At 70.1% G+C, this 19,152-nt stretch carries 15 protein-coding genes and 1 tRNA gene; 10 read left to right on the forward strand and 6 right to left on the reverse strand.

From position 1 onward, the window contains the following. Positions 1–131: 131 nt before the first annotated feature. From ACFWH7_RS03820 to ACFWH7_RS03830, 3 genes are all read right to left on the reverse strand, one after another. A complete protein-coding gene (locus ACFWH7_RS03820; RefSeq protein WP_378215112.1) occupies positions 132–1,982 on the reverse strand; it encodes an amidase family protein in 1,851 nt (616 codons plus the stop codon). 71 nt (positions 1,983–2,053) lie between these two features. Further along, positions 2,054–2,800, reverse strand: a complete 747-nt coding sequence (locus ACFWH7_RS03825) for a cohesin domain-containing protein (RefSeq protein ID WP_378215113.1) — start codon at positions 2,798–2,800, stop codon at positions 2,054–2,056. A 215-nt stretch (positions 2,801–3,015) separates the two neighbouring features. Then, on the reverse strand, positions 3,016–4,533 hold the full coding sequence (locus ACFWH7_RS03830) for an MFS transporter (RefSeq protein WP_378215190.1): 1,518 nt from the start codon (positions 4,531–4,533) through the stop codon (positions 3,016–3,018). 188 nt (positions 4,534–4,721) lie between these two features. Between ACFWH7_RS03830 and ACFWH7_RS03835 the strand changes: the two genes are divergently transcribed. The 4 genes from ACFWH7_RS03835 to ACFWH7_RS03850 all read left to right on the forward strand — a co-directional run bounded on the left by ACFWH7_RS03835 (position 4,722) and on the right by ACFWH7_RS03850 (position 8,145). Next, entirely contained in the window at positions 4,722–5,558 is an 837-nt protein-coding gene (locus ACFWH7_RS03835; RefSeq protein ID WP_378215114.1) for an alpha/beta fold hydrolase, read from the forward strand. Positions 5,559–5,596: 38 nt separating this feature from the next. Continuing rightward, on the forward strand, positions 5,597–6,697 hold the full coding sequence (locus ACFWH7_RS03840) for a DNA glycosylase AlkZ-like family protein (protein ID WP_378215115.1): 1,101 nt from the start codon (positions 5,597–5,599) through the stop codon (positions 6,695–6,697). A gap of 21 nt (positions 6,698–6,718) precedes the next feature. After that, positions 6,719–7,216 carry a putative immunity protein gene (locus tag ACFWH7_RS03845; RefSeq protein ID WP_378215116.1) on the forward strand — a complete coding sequence of 166 codons (498 nt, stop codon included), beginning with the start codon at positions 6,719–6,721 and terminating at the stop codon, positions 7,214–7,216. A 146-nt stretch (positions 7,217–7,362) separates the two neighbouring features. Next, positions 7,363–8,145: a DUF899 family protein gene (locus tag ACFWH7_RS03850; protein ID WP_378215117.1), complete on the forward strand. Its 783-nt coding sequence runs from the start codon at positions 7,363–7,365 to the stop codon at positions 8,143–8,145. Positions 8,146–8,165: 20 nt separating this feature from the next. Here ACFWH7_RS03850 and ACFWH7_RS03855 read toward each other — a convergent pair whose 3' ends face one another. Continuing rightward, positions 8,166–9,386 carry a Fic family protein gene (locus ACFWH7_RS03855; RefSeq protein ID WP_378215118.1) on the reverse strand — a complete coding sequence of 407 codons (1,221 nt, stop codon included), beginning with the start codon at positions 9,384–9,386 and terminating at the stop codon, positions 8,166–8,168. A 152-nt stretch (positions 9,387–9,538) separates the two neighbouring features. Between ACFWH7_RS03855 and ACFWH7_RS03860 the strand changes: the two genes are divergently transcribed. From ACFWH7_RS03860 to ACFWH7_RS03870, 3 genes are all read left to right on the forward strand, one after another. After that, positions 9,539–10,183 (forward strand): GntR family transcriptional regulator, encoded by a 645-nt coding sequence (locus ACFWH7_RS03860; protein WP_378215119.1) that lies wholly within the window; start codon positions 9,539–9,541, stop codon positions 10,181–10,183. Beyond that, positions 10,180–11,553 carry an MFS transporter gene (locus ACFWH7_RS03865; RefSeq protein WP_378215120.1) on the forward strand — a complete coding sequence of 458 codons (1,374 nt, stop codon included), beginning with the start codon at positions 10,180–10,182 and terminating at the stop codon, positions 11,551–11,553. Before ACFWH7_RS03860 ends, ACFWH7_RS03865 begins: the two co-directional genes overlap by 4 nt. Before the next feature lie 69 nt (positions 11,554–11,622). Further along, positions 11,623–11,696 (forward strand) — tRNA-Pro (locus ACFWH7_RS03870). A 732-nt stretch (positions 11,697–12,428) separates the two neighbouring features. On the opposite strand, the gene ACFWH7_RS03875 is transcribed toward ACFWH7_RS03870, so the two are convergent. Together ACFWH7_RS03875 and ACFWH7_RS03880 are read right to left on the reverse strand one after the other, a co-directional pair. After that, a complete protein-coding gene (locus tag ACFWH7_RS03875; RefSeq protein ID WP_378215121.1) occupies positions 12,429–15,425 on the reverse strand; it encodes a DEAD/DEAH box helicase in 2,997 nt (998 codons plus the stop codon). After that, positions 15,422–16,225, reverse strand: a complete 804-nt coding sequence (locus ACFWH7_RS03880; RefSeq protein ID WP_378215122.1) for a hypothetical protein — start codon at positions 16,223–16,225, stop codon at positions 15,422–15,424. Before ACFWH7_RS03880 ends, ACFWH7_RS03875 begins: the two co-directional genes overlap by 4 nt. A 728-nt stretch (positions 16,226–16,953) precedes the next feature. Here ACFWH7_RS03880 and ACFWH7_RS03885 point away from each other — a divergent pair. From ACFWH7_RS03885 to ACFWH7_RS03895, 3 genes are all read left to right on the forward strand, one after another. Further along, positions 16,954–17,673 (forward strand): MSMEG_4193 family putative phosphomutase, encoded by a 720-nt coding sequence (locus ACFWH7_RS03885; protein ID WP_378215123.1) that lies wholly within the window; start codon positions 16,954–16,956, stop codon positions 17,671–17,673. 55 nt (positions 17,674–17,728) lie between these two features. Continuing rightward, the gene (locus ACFWH7_RS03890) at positions 17,729–18,277 is read left to right on the forward strand and encodes a DUF3090 domain-containing protein (RefSeq protein ID WP_378215124.1); all 549 of its coding nucleotides are present in this window, start codon (positions 17,729–17,731) and stop codon (positions 18,275–18,277) included. A 101-nt stretch (positions 18,278–18,378) separates the two neighbouring features. Beyond that, positions 18,379–19,146, forward strand: a complete 768-nt coding sequence (locus ACFWH7_RS03895) for an SCO1664 family protein (RefSeq protein ID WP_378215191.1) — start codon at positions 18,379–18,381, stop codon at positions 19,144–19,146. The last annotated feature ends 6 nt before the right edge of the window (positions 19,147–19,152 follow it).

Genomic DNA, 19,152 nt, shown 5'->3' on the forward strand with positions numbered 1-19,152 from the left:
CGTGCGTTGGTTGCGGGGGGCCTGGGGGCCACCCGCCGCCGCGCCCCGGCCCGCCGCCGCGCGCCGGGCCCCCCCCCCCCGGCCCCCGCCCCGCCGTGGGGCATCCTGTCACCCGACCGCCGTGACCCGACTCAGCCGAGCGGACCGTACAGCGCCGGGGACGTGCGCGCGTGCACCGACTGTTCGAGCGCGAACGCGAGGCCGAGGAGCGGGCCCTCGTCGAAGTCGCGGCCGAGCAGCTCGAGGTTCACGCCGCCTCCCGTGACGGTCGCGTCGGCCGCGGTCGCCTGGCCGATCGGCACGGTCACCGCAGGGAGGCCGGTGTTGGGGCTGAGCCGCAGGTTGGTACCGATGGTCCCGTAGGGGTTCGCGCTGGGGTAGACGAGCGCGTCGAGGTCGGCGTCGTCGAGCATCGCGGTGACGAGCTCCTTGCCCTGGGCGAGCACCTGGGTGTGCGAGCCGTCAGGCCCGGCCCAGGCCTGGTACGTCTCCTCGGTGATCGCCGCGCGCGAGGCGTAGGTGCCGCGCCGCGAGGGGACGTAGCGACCGGAGTCGACGATGCCCTGCAGCGTCCGCGCCTCGACCTGCGGCGCGAGGTGGTTCGCGACGTAGGCGTCGAGGTCGTGCCGGAACTCGTTCGTCGAGCCCGAACCCTCGTTGAGGACGCTCGCGAAGCCGTTCGGCAGCACGGGCGACCACGTCGTGGGCGGCGCGACCTCGACGACGGTGGCGCCGAGCGACTCGAGCGTCGCCCGCGTCTGGGCCCACAGGCGCAGGGTCGTGGCGTTGCTCCCCAGCATGGACGGCACGTAGCCGATGCGGGCACCGTCGAGCGCGTCCGCGTCGAGGTACTGCGTGTACGACGCCGGGACCTCGCCCTCCTGGCGGGACGTCACCGGGTCCGCGGGGTCGACCCCGACGACGGCGTCGAGCGCGACGGCCGCGTCGAGGACGCTGCGGGCCATCGGTCCGCCGGTGTCCTGGCTGATCGCGAGCGGGATGATGCCGTCCCGGCTCGCGAGCCCGACGGTCGGGCGCACGCCCACGAGCTGGTTGTACGACGACGGAACGCGGATCGAGCCGCCCGTGTCCGTGCCGAACCCGATCCCTGCGAGATTGGCGGCGATCGCCGCGCCCGTGCCGCCGCTCGATCCGCCTGCGGTACGGCTCGTGACGTAGGGGCTCGCGACGAGCGTGCTCGTCCCCGCGTCCTGGGACGCCGAGAACTCGGACACGAACCCGAACGCGAACTCGTCGAGGCTCGCCTTGGCGAGGATCACGGCGCCGTCGGCGCGGAGCCCGTCGACCATCGTCGCGTCCGTGGCGGTCTGGTTGGCGTCCCAGCACCCGCAGCCGCCCGTGGTGGGCATGTCCTTCGTGTCGTAGTTGTCCTTGACCGCGACGGGCACGCCGAGCAGCAGGCTCGTCATGCCGTCCGCGTCCCGTGCCGCGTCGGCGCGCGCCGCGGCGTCGAGCGCGACGTCGCTCGTCGTGATGATCGAGTGCAGGGGTCGCCCGCCCGCGCCCGTGTCGACGAGCGTCGTGTCGTAGGCGGCGATGCGGTCCAGGTACTCCTGGGTGATCGCTACGGACGACGTGACCCCGGCGTTCATCGCCGCCTGCATGTCGAGCACCGAGGCCTCGACGAGCTCGAACGGTCCGTCGTCGTAGACCATCCGCTGGGAGACGGCCGCGAGGTCCGCGACGGTGATCGTGCCGTCGCCGTCCGTGTCGACCGCTGCGACGTCGTCCCACGCGGCGTCGTCGGCCGTCGCGCCGAGCGCCGCGGCGACGACGTCGAGGTCGTCGGCCGTCACCTGCTCGTCGCCCGTGAGGTCGAGCTCGGTCCAGTACGGCGCGAGGAACGGCGTGGTGGCGGGTGCTGCGGTCGCGACGGGAGCCGCGGCGACGGCGAGCACGAGGCCGGTGACGGTGAGCGCGGCGAGCCCGCCCGCTGCGGCTCGCCGGTGGGAGGTGGGCACGGGCTGCTCCTTCATGGTGGTGGGCCGTCGTTGCGCGCGGACGGCGGGTGCGCCGGACGTCGGGTCGTGGCTCATCGGGAGACCGCCGTCCGCCGCCGCGCCCAGAGGATCCCGGCCCCCACCGCGACGGCGAGCAGCGCGGCACCGGCGAACCAGGCGACGCTCGCGCCCGTCGAGGCGAGCGAGCCCGAGCCGGTCGAGGTCGACGGCGAGTCGGACGCGCCGTCGGCCCCGGGGGCGGTCGTGCTGTCTCCGGTCGGAGGTGCAGTGGTCGCGCCGTCCGTCGGGTCGTCCGTGGGTGGTGCTGTCACGAGGGCCGTGACGGTCGTCGTGGCGGACGCGGCGTCTGTCAGCGACGCCATCGTGGAGTCGGCACCGACGAGGGTGGCCGTGGGGACGCCGAACGAGGCGTCGCCGCCGGCCACGGCGGTGAACGTGAGGGTCGCGAGTGTGACGTCGCCCTCGAGGCCGGGGGACGTGCCGAGCCGCGTGTGCGTCACGGCGACGCTCCCGGACCCGTCGTCGGCCACGTCGGAGAACCCACCGTCGGGCGTGACGGCGGAGTCTTCGACGAGCTCGACGAGGTCGGGGTCGTAGGAGACAGCAAGGTCGTAGGCGTAGAGGTCGACGACACTGGCCGCGGCGACCGTCACCGTGATCGGGGCGCCGACGTCGACGCTCGACGGCGCGTCGAGGGTCACGGCGGAGACGGACGGCGCGGCGTGCGCCGGGGCGGTGAGGGCGGTCGCCGCGACCGCCAGGCCGCCGACGAGCGCGGCGCGCCGGGCGAGCCGTCGGCGCGAAGGAGAGGGCGTCATGGAGGAGCTGGTCCTTCCTCGGGCGCGCGCCGACTGCGCGCACGACCGTGGTGGTGGTGGAGCCCCCTGCCGGGACCGATGCTCACAAGAGCCTGTTTCCCGGGCGTTTCACGACGGTTAGCGCGAGCAACGAAGGGTGTCTCGGTCTGGTCACGGACACCGCGGGGCCGGGCGCTCTGGCGGCGGGTCGCCGTCGGGGATCGTCCCGGGTGGTCTCAGCCGAGGACCGGCGGCGCGTCCGCCCGCGACTCGGGATCAGGGATGCGCCGCATGCGCAGCGCGGCGACCACGCCGAGCAGACCGGCGACGAGCGGGACGAGGAGCGCGACCTGGAGCGCGCGAGCCCGGACGTCGTCGTTGATGCGCAGGATCTCGTCCTGCACCGCGGGCGGCTCGTCGGCGAGCAGCTCGACGAGCTGGGCGTCGCTCATGATCTCGGCGTCGTCCTCGAGCACCGCGGCGACCTGCTGCTTGTCGTCGGGCGGCAGGACGGTGCTCGACTCGGCCTGGGCGGTGAAGCCCGTCGCGAGCGACGCGAGCATCACCGCGCCCGCGACCGCGAGGCCGAGCGAGAGCCCGAACGACCCCGCCGCCGAGCTGACACCCGCGGCCTCGCTCGCGCGCTCCTCGGGGACGGGGGAGAGCGTGTACGCGTTGAGCTGCGAGACGAGCAGGCCGAGCCCGGCGCCCGCGACGACGAGCGGCAGAGCCAGCCACCAGCCCGACGTCGCGCGCGGCACCACCAGGACCGCTGCCGCGACCCCGAGCACGAGCAGCACGAACCCCGCGAGCACGCGCGTGGCCGGCCGACGTCGACCGGGGCGCTTGCCCGCGACGAGCGCGGCGGCGAACATCGTCAGCGACAGCGGGGCGAGCGAGAGGCCAGCGAGCAGCGCGTCGTAGCCGAGCGCCATCTGCAGGAAGATCGGCAGCGCGATCATGGCACCGCCGAGCGCGACCTGCTGCAGGAGCTGCTGCGAGACACCGATGCGGAAGGCGGGGGAGCGGAACAGACCCGGGTCGACGAGCGTCGTCCGGCCCGTCCGCGCGCGTCGCACGAGCCAGGCCGCGAGACCCACCAGGCCGGCGGCCCCGACGACCACGAGCGCACCGACGGCCTCGCCGCCCTCCTGCCAGACCAGGACGCCGAGCACGATGCCGCCCATCCCCACGACCGAGAGGATCGTGCCCACGACGTCCACCGTGCGGTCGCCGGTGTACGGGACGTCGCGCACGAGCCGCACACCCAGGAGAACCACGGCGATCACGACGGCCTCGAGCCCGAAGGCGACGCGCCACGACAGCGTCGTGGTGATGACGCCGCCGAGCAGCGGTCCGACGGCCGCCGCGATCGACGCCGCAGCCCCCACGAGCGCGTAGGCCGACTTGCGCGCCGCGCCGTCGAAGTTGCCGTGCACGAGCGACTGCATGGCCGGGAGCAGCAGCGCGGCACCGAGACCGCCGATGACCGACCAGAAGATCACGACGACGACCAGGCTCTGCGCGAGCGTCATCGCGATCGCGCCCGCCCCGTACGCGAGCAGCCCGACGACGTACGCCCGGCGGCGCCCGACGAGGTCGCCCACCTTGCTGCCCACGAGGATGAACGACGCGGAGACGAGCGCCTCGAGCGCGATCGCCGTCTGGACGCCGCTCACGGTGGTGCCGAGGTCACGGACGACGGCCGAGATCGACACGTTCATGAACGACGTGTCGACGACGAGGACGAACATCGCCGCTGCGAGGAGCAGCGCGAGACGTCGGGCGGCCGCGGTCGACCGGCCGGCGGTGCTCTCGGTGCTCTGGTCCACGTCGACTCCCGTCCGTCGTCCATTCTTACGGCTCGCACCGGAGTCCGCCTGCCGCCGAGCGTGATTCCGCTGCCCGGGCGCCGCGGCACGTGCTCTGCCACCATCGGCCTATGGCTGCTGACGGGTGGCGCACACGCCACGTGGAGGTGGAGGGGCACGACGTGTTCGTGCGCGTCGGGCCGGAGGTGCCGGGGGCGGTCCCGATCGTGCACGTGCACGGCTTCGCGGTCTCCGGCACGTACCTGCTCCCGACCGCGGAGCTCCTCGCGCACCGCGCGACCGCCGTCGTGCCCGACCTGCCCGGGTACGGGCGCAGCGAGCGGTGGGGGCACACGCTCGGGATCCCGTCGCTCGCCTGGGCGCTGCTCTCGCTCCTCGACGCGCTCGAGCTCGAGCGGGTGATCCTCGTCGGCAACTCGATGGGCGGCCCCATCAGCCTCGAGGTCGCGCACTCCCAGCCGGACCGGGTCGCGGGCGTCGTCCTCGCCTCGCCCGCAGGCGGCGTGCACAACCAGCCGTTCGCCCGTGCCCTGGCCCAGCTCGCGCGCGACGCCGGCCGCGAGAGCCCACGCATGGCGCGCATCGCCGTGCCCGACTACGCGCGCTTCGGTGCCGTGAACGCGCTGCACCTGTTCTCCGAGCTGGCCCGGTTCCCGTCGCTCGAGCGCGTGATCCGTGTGCCCGTGCCGACCCTGGCGGTCATCGGCACGCGGGACCCGCTCATGCCGCCGCCCCGGCGCGTGCACGAGGTCGGCGAGCTCGCGCCGCCCCACGTGACGATCGTCGCGATCGAGGGCGCCGCCCACGCCATGAACTTCAGCCACCCCGGCGAGCTCGCCCACGTCGTCGAGAGCTGGCTCGACGGCCGCGAGATCATCGACGACCCCGACCAGCCGGGCATCTCCCGCGTCCTCCAGATCGCCCAGGGGTCGGGTCCGGTGGTCTGACCGGCGCGCGTGTCGGCGCCCGGCGCTAGCCTGCAGACGTGGCGATCACCTGGGCGCAGGCGCTCGCCTGGCGCGCGCGGCGGCACCTGCTCGACCCGGTCGGCGACGGCACGGTGGAGGGCGTCGTCGGGCGGCTGGGCGCCGTCCCCGCGGCCTCGGACGACGCGGCCGAGCTGGCGGTCCGCGTCCGGCGACGTGCGTCCGTCGACGGAGAGATCGGGCGGGCGCTCGCTGACGGTCGCCTGGTGCGCACCTATGCGTTCCGGGGCGCGACCCACCTCGTCGTGCCCGAGGACGGCGGGGCCTACCTGGCGCTGCGCCGGGCCGGTCGCATGTGGGAGCGCACGAGCTGGCGCGAGTACTACCGGCTGGAGCCCCAGGACTGGCCGGACCTGCGCGCCGTCGTGCGCGACGCGTTGGCCGACGGCCCGCTCACCCGCGCCGCGCTGGGCGACGCGGTGGCCGCGCACGGCCGGTTCGCCCACCTGCGGGCGTCGTTCGGTGACGGCACGGACACGCTGCTCAAGCCGCTCACGTGGTTCGGCGACATGAGCTTCGCGCCGTCCACGGGCGGCCGCACCACGTTCCAGCGCCTCGACACCAACCCGCGCTGGGTCGAGTGGCCCGACCTCGACGCCGCGGGCCGGCACGCGATCCTCGCGTACGTCGGCACGTACGGCCCCGTGACGCCCGACCACGTGCACTACTGGCTCGGACAGGGCCTGGGGGCGGGGCGCGCGCAGCTGAACCGGTGGCTGGGAGAGCTGCGCGACGACGCGCTCGCCCAGGTCGACGTCGAGGGCGACGCGGCGCTCGTGCTCCGCGAGCACGTGGACGACCTCGCGGGCATGCGGCCCTCGCAGACTGTGCGCCTGCTGCCGGCGTTCGACCAGTGGGTGCTCGGGCCCGGCACCGCGGACCCGCGCGTCGTGCCGCAGGCACATCGTGGCGTGGTGAGCCGCGGTGCCGCCGTCGTCACCGTGGGCGGTGTCGTCGTGGGGACGTGGAGCGTCACGGGCGAGGAGGTGCGCGTCACGTGGTTCGATGGCGGTCGCGGTCCGGGCGGGGCGCTGGCCGCGGAGGTGGAACGGTTGGGTACCGTGCTCCGGCGGGACCTGCGTCCCGTGGTGCGTGAGTGAGCGGGTCCGAGGAGGGAAACGGTGGCCACTGCGACGGGAGCGGTCGAGCTGAGCACCGCGGACCTTCGGGCGGTGACCGGGTATGCGGCCGGGTGCGCGGAGCGAGCGCTGGAGATCGTCGAGGCGGTGCGGCCCGACGACGCGCGCCCCCGCGAGGCGGTCGACGCGGCATGGGCGTTCGCGCGGGGCGGCGCGAGGGGCAAGGCGTTGCGCGACACCGCGTGGGCGGCGCTCCGGGCGGCGAAGGAGGCGGGGAATCCCGCCGCGGCCGAGGCCGCGCGGGCCGCGATGGCAGCGGCCGGCGCCGCGTACCTGCACCCGATCGCCGACGCCCACCAGGTGAAGCACGTCCTCGGTTCCGCGGCCCATGCGGCGCACGCCGCCCAGCTCGCGGCGGGCGGCGACGAGGCCGCCGCCACGGTGGTCCTCGACGCCGCGCGTGCGCTCGCGACGCCCGAGGTCGTCGACGTGCTGCGCCGGTACCCGCTCGCGCCCGGCGGGGGCGGGGCGCGTGGGTGAGCTGGTCCGCCGCCTCGACACCGACCTGCGGGAGGCGGCGTCCCAGGAAGGGCGGCAGCGATGAGTTTGCGGGGCGCGGTCGGTCGGCGCAGGTGACCCGTCGGTCGGTGTGCCGCCGTCCGACGTCCGACACCGCGGAGGACACCATGACGACCACGCCCCACAGCCCCGCCGCCACCCTGCCCGGACGGCCACCCGTCGTCGACCTCGCCACGTGGCAGGCCGAGCGGGACGAGCTCCTCCTGCGCGAGAAGGCGCACACCCGCGAGGGCGACGCGATCGCCGCGGCACGCCGCCGGCTGCCCATGGTCGAGATCGACGGGTCGGTCGAGGTCGTCGGCCCGGACGGGCCGGTCCCGTTCGTCGACCTGTTCCAGGGTCGTGACGAGCTCGTGGTCTACCAGCACATGTGGCACGACGGCGCCCCGCACCAGGGGCAGTGCGAGGGCTGCACCTGGACGGCGTGGGGCCTCCGGGACGCCGTCTACCTCAACGCGCGCGGCGTCTCTTTCGCGATCCTCACCGTCGGGCGCTGGGAAGAGGTGGAGCCCTTCGTCGACTTCATGGGCTACACCCAGCCCTGGTACTCCGTGCGCGGGCTGGACGAGCCGATCGGCGGCGAGATGGGCTACGTGAGCTGCTTCCTGCGCGACGGCGACCGCGTGTTCCTCACGTACCGCACGACGGGTCGCGGCAACGAGCCGACCAGCCCGCACTTCGCCCTGCTCGACATGACGCCCTACGGGCGCCGCGAGGAGTGGGAGGACACCCCCGACGGCTGGCCCGAGGCCAAGGGCGTGTGCTGGTACTGGCGCGCGGACGCGGACGGCGTCGACGGCTGGGGCCCCACGACCCGCCCCGTGCCGCAGTGGACCCGGCCCGGTGCGACTCCGGTGGAGACGCTGGGCCGGACCGGTCACCACCACTGAGGCGTACGTGGAGGGTGCGCTCAGCGACGGCGGATCCCCTGACCGAAGACGTCGAGGACGGCCAGGATCCCGTCGTGCTGCCAGACGCGGTTGCGTCGGAGCCCGCTGCGCTCTCGAAGGACACCCGCGTCGCTGAGCTGGCTCAACGCGCGCTGCGCGGTCACGTCGTGAAAACCCAGGTGGTCGCGGAGGAACGCGGCATTGACCACCGGGTGCGCGACGAGATGCGGGACGACCTTCCAAGCGGATGCCTGCGGGCGCAGGGGGGAGAGGCGGTCCCGCGCGTCGGCGACCTGTGCCGCGAGGTCGTCGACGAGCCGTGCGCCGGCGGACGCGGCGAACCTGCTCGCACGCGTGAGCTGCTCCACGATCGGCCAGGCGTTCCCGGCGCGATACGCGGTCAAGGCATCGAAGTAGGCCTCGGTGTCCACGAGCAGACCGGCGGAGACGGGGGCGATCGTGTTCCGGGTGAGTCCCTTGGAGCGGAGCATGGCGTGCACGAGAGCGCGTCCGGTGCGCCCGTTGCCGTCCGTGAACGGGTGGATCGTCTCGAGCTGGGCGTGCGCGACGGCCGTCTGGACCAGGACCGGGAGGTCCTCCCGGCGGACGAAGGCGACGAGGTCGGCCATGGCCGCGGGCACCAGTGCGGGCTGGGGCCCGACGTGCGTCGCTCCCCGCGGGCTGATGCTCGACGACCCGACCCAGACGAGCGTGCTCCGGTATCGGCCCGCGTGGAGCTCCCACCCGGGCTGCCCTTCGAGAAGCTCTCGGTGCATGGTGAGGATCGAGCTCTCGTCGAGCCTGTCGGCGAGGTCCAGCGCCGCCCGCATGGCGCGCACGTTCGCGACGACGGTGCGCGCGTTGGCGCTCGTCGTCTGGTCGATCTCGGCGAGCGCGAGCTGCTTGGCACCGACGGTCAGGTTCTCGATCTGCGACGAGGAGGCTGACTCGGTGCGCAGCAGGATCGACGCCATCGGACCGAGGGCAGGGTTGTCCGGACCGAGCGTCGCGCTCGCGTACGAGTCGAAGCGTGCGAGGGCGGCTGCTGCCTCCTCGGCATCGGCGGACTGCTGCGGAGAGAGGGCGGGAGCGTAGTCCGCGATGGGGACGGGGACGCTCGACTCGTACGGACCCGAGCCTGCGGCAACCTGCGCACGGGTCGAGAGCCCGTCGTTCTCGGCGACCCAGTAGTGGGCCTCGCGGGCGACAGGCGCGATCGAGAGCGCGTCTTGTGCTTCCACGGGCTCCACCTTACTAACAGTTTCGCTGAAAATGTAAGTAAGGGTGGTCCTGAAGTATCGCTTGAAGGTTGGCGCGCGGATGTGGCGAGCGCCACGGGCGTACGGTGATACTCAGGTCGGAGTTGCGCACCAGATAGATGCATCATGTATCTATGCCTCGCACGACCAGCGGTTCTGCCACGGAGCAGGCCTATCGGCACGTGAAGTCTCTCGTCCTCGGCGGGAGTCTGCCCGGTGGCTCCATGACGAGCGAGGGCGAGATCGCCGAGCAGCTCGGTGTGAGCCGGACGCCGGTGCGCGAAGCGTTCCTGCGGCTGGAGGCCGAGGGACTGCTGCGGCTCTACCCGAAGCGGGGCGCGCTCGTCGTGCCGGTAGCGCCGGGGGAGGCGGACGACGTCCTCGACGCGCGCCTGCTCGTCGAGACCCACGTGGCGCAGAGCGTCGTGCGACTCCCCGACACCGAGCTCGCCACGCTCGTCGCGCTCTTGCGCGACCTCGTCACCGCGCAGGAGGCGGCGGTCGCCGACGGCGACGTCGCGGAGTACGCGACGCTCGACGCGCGCTTCCACCAGGAGATCGTCGCCGCGGGCGGCAACGCGCTGCTCACGACGTTCTCCGTGAGCCTGCGCGAGCGCCAGCAGCGCATGGTCGCGCACAGCGTCCGGTGGGACCCGCGCCGGGCCGCGACGTTCGTCGCCGGTCACCGGGCCCTCGTCGACGCGCTCGAGGTGCGCGACACCCGCACCTACAAGCGCCGCATCCAGCGCCACCTCGAGGACGCGAGGGCGGGCCTGTGAGCGCGACGACCTCCGCCTCCGCTTCCGTGGGGGCCGATGACATCACCGCGTCCCAGGGCGGGGCGCGGGCCGCCGTCGGGCCGCGGGCGTGGCTCGCCGTCGCGGCGGTCATGTTCGCCGTCGCGTGGGGCGGCAACGAGTTCACGCCGCTGCTCGTCATGTACCGGGAGGTCGGACACTTCTCGGCCGTGACGGTCGACGCGTTGCTCGCCGCGTACGTGCTGGGGATCATCCCCGCGCTCCTGCTCGGCGGGCCGCTGTCCGACCGATACGGGCGCCGCCCGCTGCTGCTGCCCGCCGCGCCCGTCGCGCTCGCCGGGTCGCTCGTGCTCGCGGCGGGGGAGTCGTCCGCCGCTCTGCTCGCCACGGGACGCGTGCTGTGCGGGGTCGCGCTCGGGTTGGTCATGGCCGTCGGCACCACGTGGGTCAAGGAGCTCAGCGACGCGGCGGCCAGCGCGTCCGGCGAGCCCGACGGCGGCTCCGGCGCCCGGCGCGCGGGCCTCGCCCTCACGCTGGGCTTCCTCGTCGGGGCGGTCGTCGCGGCGGTGCTCGCGCAGTGGGCGCCCTGGCCCACGCACACCGCCTACCTGCTGCACGCCGTGCTGGCGGTCGCTGCCGGGGTGTGGGTGCTGGGCGTGCCGGAGACGCGCGTCGTGCCCGACGGCGGGGCCCGGTGCCGGCTGCGGGACGACCTGCGCGTGCCGGCGGTCGCGCACCGGCGGTTCCTGCGCGTCGTCGTGCCCGTGGCGCCGTGGGTGTTCGGGTGCGCGGGCAGCGCGTACGCCGTCCTGCCCGGGCTCGTGTCCGCGAACGCGGGGAGCGCGCCCATCGCGTTCTCCGGGCTCATGACCGTGCTCGGCCTCGGCTGCGGCGTCGGCATCCAGGTGCTCGGTCGCCTCATCGACACCCGGCACAGCGCGCGGGCGTCCGTGGTGGCCATGTCCATCGTCGTCGTCGGGATGGGCTTCGGTGCCTACGCGTCGGCCCGGCTCGACCTGCCGACCGCGCTGGTGGCTGCCATGGTGCTCGGCGCGGGGTACGGCCTCGCGCTCGTCGCCGGGCTCAGCGAGGTCCAGCGCATCGCGACGCCCGACGACCTCGCCGGGCTCACGGCCGTGTACTACTCGCTGACGTACGTCGGGTTCTGCGTGCCCGTGGCGCTCGCGGCGCTGTCCGTGCGGTGGACGTACTCGCAGATGTTCCTCGGCGGGCTGGTCATTGCCGCCGTCTGCCTGGCGATCGTCGCGACCGCTTGGCGCGCACACCTGCCGACGGGGGAGGGGGACGCCGCTGCGGACGCTTCGGACGAGACCCGGACCACAGCCGCGACCGGGGCAAACGGTGCGCTGGAGCCTTCGCGGATGGGGTAGAGTATCCGAGGCTTCACGGGGCCGGGACACGCGGTGTTACGTCGAGTGTTACGCCTGGTGATCCAGCCACGGGCTGTGGCGCAGCTTGGTAGCGCACCTGACTGGGGGTCAGGGGGTCGCAGGTTCAAATCCTGTCAGCCCGACAGCGTGATGTCGCAGGACATCGGAATGGCCGGACCTACGTCTTCGTAGGTCCGGCCATTCGTCGTTTCGGGGTGGTTGTGGTTGGTCGGCCGAAGGTCTGGTAGTCGCGTGTGGGTTCGAGGGTGAGCTCGCGCAGAATCTCGACGGTGGCGCGGTTGATGATGCGGATGTCGAGGTCGTGACCAGGAGCAGGACGTGGGTTCCGGCGTGGGTTGGGCCGATGCCGATGTGGTGCAGGCGCTGGCGTGGCGCGGGGTGACTGCGCCGGTGGCCAAGACGCGGTCGGTGCGCACGCGGTTGTGGGCCTGGCTGGTTCGGGTGGTGTCGGGGCCGGTCTTGGGGCGTGCGGTGTAGGCGCTGGCGGCGTCTGGCGGTGCGGGAGAGTGCGGTTGGGGCGTCGGTGGTTGTAGGACTGCCCGAGCATCGGTTGACCCCTTACCTGCGGTGCCGTGAGTTCCGCTCGAAGGATGCTGCTGTGCCCAAGCACTATCCCGCCGAGTTCCGTACTGACGTGATCGCGGTCGCCCGTCAGGGTGGCTCGATCGCGCCGATCGCGAAGGACGAGGCGCTTCGTCCAAGCGCTCGGCCGGCACGGCGTGACCGGCTCCATGGGCCGGGTCGACGCCGCCGGGGACAACGCCGCGATGGAGTCGTTCTTCGCCCTAGAACTTTAGGGCCGGCTCACAATTATGGCTCCCCGCGAGACTCGGCCTTGCAATAGCACAGCCACGTCAATCTTGGGACGCCCGAACAAAATTCCGGAACCGGGTGACATCAACACCCGCAAGTTGTCGTGGGGGACCTTCACGTCGGAGAGTTCGCAACGCATCACTCCACACCGGACCGCACTCCTCCGATACAACGATTGCGCCCGTGCGAGTCAACCCGATCTTTTCTACCAGGTAAACCCCGCTCGCGCTCGGCACCCCGAACTCAATCGCCTGTCGAACGAACGATGGCGCACGACCGAGTGACTCCGCGTGCAGTACAATGGCAGCCGACCAAGTCAAGAGCGCCGGGTACGTGACCTGACCGATGTACTCGGCAGCGTCAGAAGTCAGCTTCTCGAGGTCGTTGCCTCCGAATAAACTATTCGCTCGCGAGACGCGCGGCGCTAGATTCGCGATCTCGGAGTATGGCTTGCCTGCAAGCCAGGATGACAACAGAACGATGTCGGCGTGGAGCTCGCTCGAATCGGGCCATTCTCTAGCGCCCTCCGCAATTTCCCGGAGCAGCTGAAACTCGGTGAGCGACTTGCCCTTGGCCCGACGCATCCAGAGCGATCGTCGAAGGCTCTCGAGCGACTGGAAAGAAAGTGTGGCAACTGCGAAGGCCTCGTCCTGTGAGATTAGGCTGGTGGAAGGTCCAACGCCGAAGATCGGCTCATCTGCACTGTCGCGCAGGAAGGCGGCCAACCTCGAAACGCTGGGCGCGCTCAAACCCGTGAGTCGGGCCTTTTCGCCCGCATCTGTCAGCCGGAACGGACTAGAGGCGCGTGCAAAACCCCGAACCTCGAGGTCTCGTAGGGTCGAAGAAAATAGACTGGAAACCACGGCCCGGTCGCGCGCACGTGTTTCAAACGCACCGAACGAAATATCGGCCAGTGCGCCAGCCTGATCGTCGAAATAAGAATTGCCATCCCCGAGCCATCCCATAACCTGGCTCTGGACCTCAAAGAAGTATTCCCAGTCCTCCACACTTGAAATCCGATTGCTTGGAAGTGACTCAAGGGCACTCTCAATGCGATCCCCTTGGGAGTCCAGCCACAACGATCTCCGGACGTGGTCCTTGAGAGTGTCCGCATCCGATTCCAAGATAAAAACGAGACCTTCGATTGAGACATTCGCTCGTCCCGCGCGCCCGATAAGATTGAGGTATAAGTCACGATCAAGCTTCCGCGAGCGTCCGGGGAAATTGAGATGCGGAACGACTACTGATTTGAACGGTAGGTCGGCGCCCTCCGCGACCGTGGTCGTGGCACAAACGACTCGAAGGATGCGGCGCTTGGCGAGTGCCTCGATGCGCCGTAAGACTGCGGTGGGAATGCCTGCATGATGCACCCCAATTCCTTGCTCCAACTGCGAAGCCAGCGGGTGGCGATCTCCAAGGATGAGCCGCACTTCTTCCACTGCTTCTTCGAGGAGCGCTCGCTCAGATTCACCCAGACCCGCCCACCATTCTGCAATTGCGCCAGTCCCTGTTGTCGAGATCCGTCGCGCGAGGGATTCCGCTATTGGGCGCGACACGCACACTGCTAGAACTGGTTGATATCGAATGTCAAGTTGTAGGATCAGTGAGGCAGCATCGTTCACGGGTCTACCCGTACGGGGGAGGTTCCCAACTACCGCGCGTTGTCCTCCGACTCGCTGAATCAATTTGCCGTCGGTGGCCCACGCAATCTCGAGCGTTCCGGTTGGTCGGGTTGCGCCGCTAATCGCATCATGGCCCGTGAGCCAACGTGCAACACTGTCTGCGCCGTGCGATGCCGCGGAAAGCCCCAAAAACTCTAAATCGGGCATGGCTGCCTGCAAACGGGCCAACAACAGTTCCATTCTGGGCCCACGGCCACGTCGTCCAACTAGTTGGAGCTCATCGAATACGACCAGTTGGCATGTGTCGAAGAGTTCGTTGGCCATCGATGCAGAAGCTTCGGGTCTGCCACGCAGGCGGAGTAAGCTATCCAGTCGCTCTGGCGTCATGATCGCTACAGTCGGAACTCCTCGCCCACCCAAGTCGGGATCGGTTGCGTCAAAGATGCCACCGACGTCCTCTACTGTCGCGCCGAGCGGCGTGAGTCCTTTTGTAAACGATTCTTCCACTTGCCGCGCTAGAAGGCGGTATGGAGCGATGTAGATGACACGCCCGTTCGGATTGTGGCTCAGCATAGATGCCACGCGTAGTTCGGCGAGGAGCGTTTTGCCGCTTGAAGTTGGCAGCGCGACAACGCTTCGTGGCGCGGTCGTAACTCCTGCCTGAATAGCTCGAACCTGCGCAGGGAATAGTATGGTGTTGCCGCGTTGAGCCATGTACGCGGACAATTCAGGTCGTCCGAACGCTGGGTCGTGCGAGGCAATGACGCTCGCAAGGCGTGCGTTGTTTGCTGCATAGACGAAGGCATCTAGCGCCCGTAAGAATGAGTGTGCGTGACCATCGCCCTTGGCGGCCGCAAGTTTTAGAGCGAGCGCAAGATTTGCTTCGCCGGGCCCTCGCAGGATGACAGAGCGAAGGGTTGAAACGGCGAGGAAGTCCGTAAGGGGTGCTGACTCTGAGCCAGGCGCGACTGGCGGATCGGCCAATACGCTCTCTATAGCGCTCAAGGCTGCAGCGCCGTCTTGCTCAACGTAACTAGAGAAGCAAAGTCCCGCGACGGCAAGGAGCGGCCTGCGAGTGCGGAGCTTTGTGCATGTCTGGGCGAAGGACCGGGCCATCTGTGCAAGTCGGGCGAATTGTCCATCCCTAGCCAGCGTTTCAAAAGCCGTTACTTGAACCCCGAAGGTGTCCAGCGGGTCTTCGTTTACGTCGGTCACTGCCACGGAGACAATGCTGTCCACCGTTTCGTCTGTAAGGGTCTCAAGATGGTCACGGTCTTGTGTCGCGCTGTAGAACAGCGGCTCGAGAAGTTCGTTCCGATATCGCAGGGTGTCTTGCTTGCGTTCAAGCCCAAGTGCGTCTTGGATTCGCGCCCTTCGCAGTTGTCGCCTGGCCTTTGTAAAGTCGGGTGGCTTCATGAGGAGCAGAGTTCGTGTAGGTTACCAAGATCGGGTATCCCGATCACTACAGCCACTTTCCAATAGGGAACCTCGATAAGTGCCGAAACTATCCTGGTTCGCGCGTCTCCGACGGTGGTCGTATCGACCACTGCTACGCCGACGATGTGTAGGTGGTCTCCCTCGTGGAGTTCGCGCAAGAATAGATACACTCGTCCGGCTTCCTCGACGGTGTAGCCTTCTCCGATCAATCTTGCGTGGAGGACGCGCAACTGCACCCCAACATATGCGGGTGAGAGTTCGTTGCTCGAAAGCGAAGACCTGAGCTTTCCTATGCAACTCGCGCTTGATGGCTGGACAGAGTGCTTAACGGAGGCAATTCGTAGTAGTTCATTATCCGTTAAGGGATCGGTCCCTGTGCGCCCCCGGACTAGATGGACGTCAACAACGTCTAGGCCACTATCGCTCTTGGCTCGGGACATCTTCGGCACATTCGGCATGTGCATGCGGTCAATGTCCCAGCCTTCAGCTCTTATGAGCGCAGCGGCCGCTGCTAGTTCTGTCGCATCGCTGCGGGTTATTTCGTCGCGGGCGCCGTGGAGCAGGTAACTTCGGAGTGGGACCCCCTGGTCTTCAAGAAGAGCAAGCATGGCCTCGTCGACCTCTGATAGCAGGACAGCGTCGTATGTGGCCGCCAGTTCCGACGCCTGTGCGGGCGTGAACTGGGCGATCGCTGTGCGCCTGCCGTCGGGCGCTGTCTCTGTCGAAACGACGCACGAGGCTGCAAGACGTGCGAGTTCTTCCCGCCCATGTGTGAGCATTGACTATCTTGACCCTAGTCGCCGTCGTCGATTGTCAGTACTTCGGTAGTGCTCGCTGTAGACGTGCCCATCGTGAGCTTAGTGTTCAAGAGGTCAATACTCCAGTCTTCCTGGACAAAGTTCCCGCGAATGCCCCGCGGCCGTACAAGCTCGAACACGACTATGGCGTCTTCTCGGGCCCCCCAGCGAACGAAGGTTCGGCAAAGGTCTGGTCCGAGAGGAAGTTCGAGTTCGCCTTCGTCGAAAAGATCGATCGCCGAGGATGGCTGGGTAACAAAGCGGCGGCCGGAGGTGGTGGTCGGGGCGCGAACCTGTCGCTCTATGCTGTACCAAACACGCATCATGTCAGTCGCCGTGGGGCGTAGCAGTAGTCCGCTCATTGGAAGCCCCAGGTTTTCACCAGTCTCCAGGCTAGGGCCTGAGTCACGCAAATGAGCCATAGCTTCTCGACGAGCAAGATGGTGATAGAGATGCTGGTCGGCACTTGGATTCCACTTCTGAGTGGAGTGAATCTCGGCAGCGATGACTAGCCCCCGGGTCAACCCTCTGTGAAGCACGGCCAACGTCGGCTCAAGTCGTTCCAACGTGGCACGTGGCCCGTGATCGGCGCGCCGCATGGCGACATCAAAGCACATCCTGGTGATCGGAGCTCCGACATCCGCCGCGAACGCTGTGGCCGCCCCGCGGCGTTGGCCGCACTCGTCGCAAATGGCTTCTAGGCTCAGGGCATGTCGACAGTCCTCCTCGTCCGTCATGGCCGCACGACTGCGAACGCCGGAGGGATCCTCGCCGGGCGCTCCGCTGGAGTCGGGCTGGACACGGTTGGTCGTGACCAGGCGGCGCGCGCCGCCGCGCGTGTCGCGGGCGTGCCGCTCGCGCGCGTCGTGACGAGCCCGCTCGAACGGTGCCGGCAGACCGCGCAAGGTCTGCTCGATCACCAGACGGTCACGCCGGAATCCGCAACCGAGGGGGGCATCACCGAGTGCGACTACGGGCATTGGCAGGGGCGCACGCTGAAGGACCTCGCCCAGGAGCCGCTATGGTCCGTCGTGCAGACGCAGCCGTCGGCGGCCGTCTTTCCGGGCGGGGAGTCACTGGCCGCGATGCAGGCCCGGGGAGTCGAGGCGATCCGACGACACGACGCCGAGGTCGCCGCCCGCTACGGGGCCGACGCGGTGTGGGCGGCCGTCTCGCACGGGGACGTGATCAAGTCCGTTCTCGCGGACGCGCTGGGGGTGCACCTGGACCTGTTCCAGCGCATCGTCGTGGGCCCGGCGTCGATCTCGATCGTCCGGTACGGCCCGCACCGCCCTGAGGTCGTGGCGGTCAACACTGACGCGGGTGACCTCTCCTGGCTGCGTACGGCGGCGCCGGTCGGCGACGCGCCCGTCGGGGGCGGCGCGGGACCGGCGGAGCCCGACGACCCGAGCGATCCGCAGCCCTCCTGACGTCCGACCCGCGACCACACGACACAGCGAGCGTGAGCGCTCGTAGAGTGAGGACATGCCCACTCTCGTCCACGAGCACGACTGGCCCGACCGCGTCGTCGTGGGAACCGTCGGCATGCCCGGCTCCCGCACGTTCTACCTCCAGGCCCGCACGGGCAACCGGACGACGAGCGTCGCCCTCGAGAAAGAGCAGTCGGCCGTCCTCGCCGACACGATCCAGCGCCTGCTCGACGAGCTGATGGAGGCGCCGGACAACCGCTACAGCGTTCCCGTGGACGTGGCGGCCGAGCTCGTCGACGACGACCCGTTGGACCTCCCCGTCGAAGAGGAGTTCCGCGCGGGGTCGATGCGGCTGAGCTGGGACCCCCGTACGGCGCAGGTGGTCGTCGAGGCGTTCCCGGTCGTGGACGACGACGAGCTGGACCCCGACGCGGACGAGCCCGAGCCCGAGGAGTTGTTCCTCATCCGGATGCCCGTCGGGACGGCGCGCGCCTTCGCCCAGCGCACGCGCGCCGTCGTGCAGGCGGGTCGACAGATCTGCACCCGGTGCGGTCGGCCGATCGACCCCGACGGGCACGAGTGCGTGCCGCCCGACGAGGCGTGACGACCCCGCACGACGACGTCGACGCGGCCCAGTCCGACGGGGCCCTGCTCGACGGAACCCCGCTCGACGCGACCCCGACCGACACCACGCCGCTCGACACCGTGCCGCTCGACGTCGTCGGACGCATCCGCGTCGCGTCCAACGCGACGTTCCTCGCGCGGATCGGCGACGTCTCGGTCGTGTACAAGCCGGTGGCGGGGGAGAAGCCGTTGTGGGACTTCCCAGACGGCACGCTCGCGGGTCGCGAGGTGGCCGCGTACCTCGTCTCGGAGGCGCTGGGCTGGGGGATCGTGCCACGCACGTGGCTGCGCGACGGGCCGCTCGGTCCCGGCATGGTGCAGCTGTGGCAGGAGGTGGACGCGGCGCAGTCGCCCGTCGACGTCGTGCTCACGGACGAGGTCCCGTGGGACGGCGTGCGGACCGTGCTGGAGGGCGTCGACGAGGACGACCGCCCGGTGAGCGTGATCCACGAGGACTCGCCCGCGCTGCGGCGCATGGCGGTGTTCGACGCGGTCGTGAACAACGCCGACCGCAAGGGCGGGCACGTGCTGCCGCTGTCCGACGGGCACCGTCACGGCGTCGACCACGGCGTCACGTTCCACGTCGAGCCCAAGCTCCGCACCGTGCTGTGGGGCTGGCTGGGCGAGAGCCTCGACGACGACGAGCTCGCGGGCGTCGAGCGCGTGCGCGCGGGACTCGGCGATGGCAGCGGCACCGCCACTGACGGCGACCTCGGGCGCCGGCTGGCCGGGCTCCTCGCCCCCGGTGAGATCGCCGCCCTAGCCGAGCGCTGCGACCGCCTGTTGGCCTCCGCGCGGTTCCCCGCGCCGGAGGGCGACATGCCCGCCGTCCCCTGGCCGCTCTTCTAATGCTGT

The organism is Cellulosimicrobium cellulans, from assembly GCF_042723955.1.
GTDB classification, from domain to species: domain Bacteria; phylum Actinomycetota; class Actinomycetes; order Actinomycetales; family Cellulomonadaceae; genus Cellulosimicrobium; species Cellulosimicrobium cellulans_H.

Coding starts and splice junctions, on each gene's coding strand:
- ACFWH7_RS03835 (WP_378215114.1), top strand. CDS start 4,722: ATGGCTGCTGACGGGTGGCGCACACGCCACGTGGAGGTGGAGGGGCAC.
- ACFWH7_RS03860 (WP_378215119.1), top strand. CDS start 9,539: ATGCCTCGCACGACCAGCGGTTCTGCCACGGAGCAGGCCTATCGGCAC.
- ACFWH7_RS03885 (WP_378215123.1), top strand. CDS start 16,954: ATGTCGACAGTCCTCCTCGTCCGTCATGGCCGCACGACTGCGAACGCC.
- ACFWH7_RS03830 (WP_378215190.1), bottom strand. CDS start 4,533: ATGTTCGTCCTCGTCGTCGACACGTCGTTCATGAACGTGTCGATCTCG.
- ACFWH7_RS03890 (WP_378215124.1), top strand. CDS start 17,729: ATGCCCACTCTCGTCCACGAGCACGACTGGCCCGACCGCGTCGTCGTG.
- ACFWH7_RS03825 (WP_378215113.1), bottom strand. CDS start 2,800: ATGACGCCCTCTCCTTCGCGCCGACGGCTCGCCCGGCGCGCCGCGCTC.
- ACFWH7_RS03880 (WP_378215122.1), bottom strand. CDS start 16,225: ATGCTCACACATGGGCGGGAAGAACTCGCACGTCTTGCAGCCTCGTGC.
- ACFWH7_RS03875 (WP_378215121.1), bottom strand. CDS start 15,425: ATGAAGCCACCCGACTTTACAAAGGCCAGGCGACAACTGCGAAGGGCG.
- ACFWH7_RS03850 (WP_378215117.1), top strand. CDS start 7,363: ATGACGACCACGCCCCACAGCCCCGCCGCCACCCTGCCCGGACGGCCA.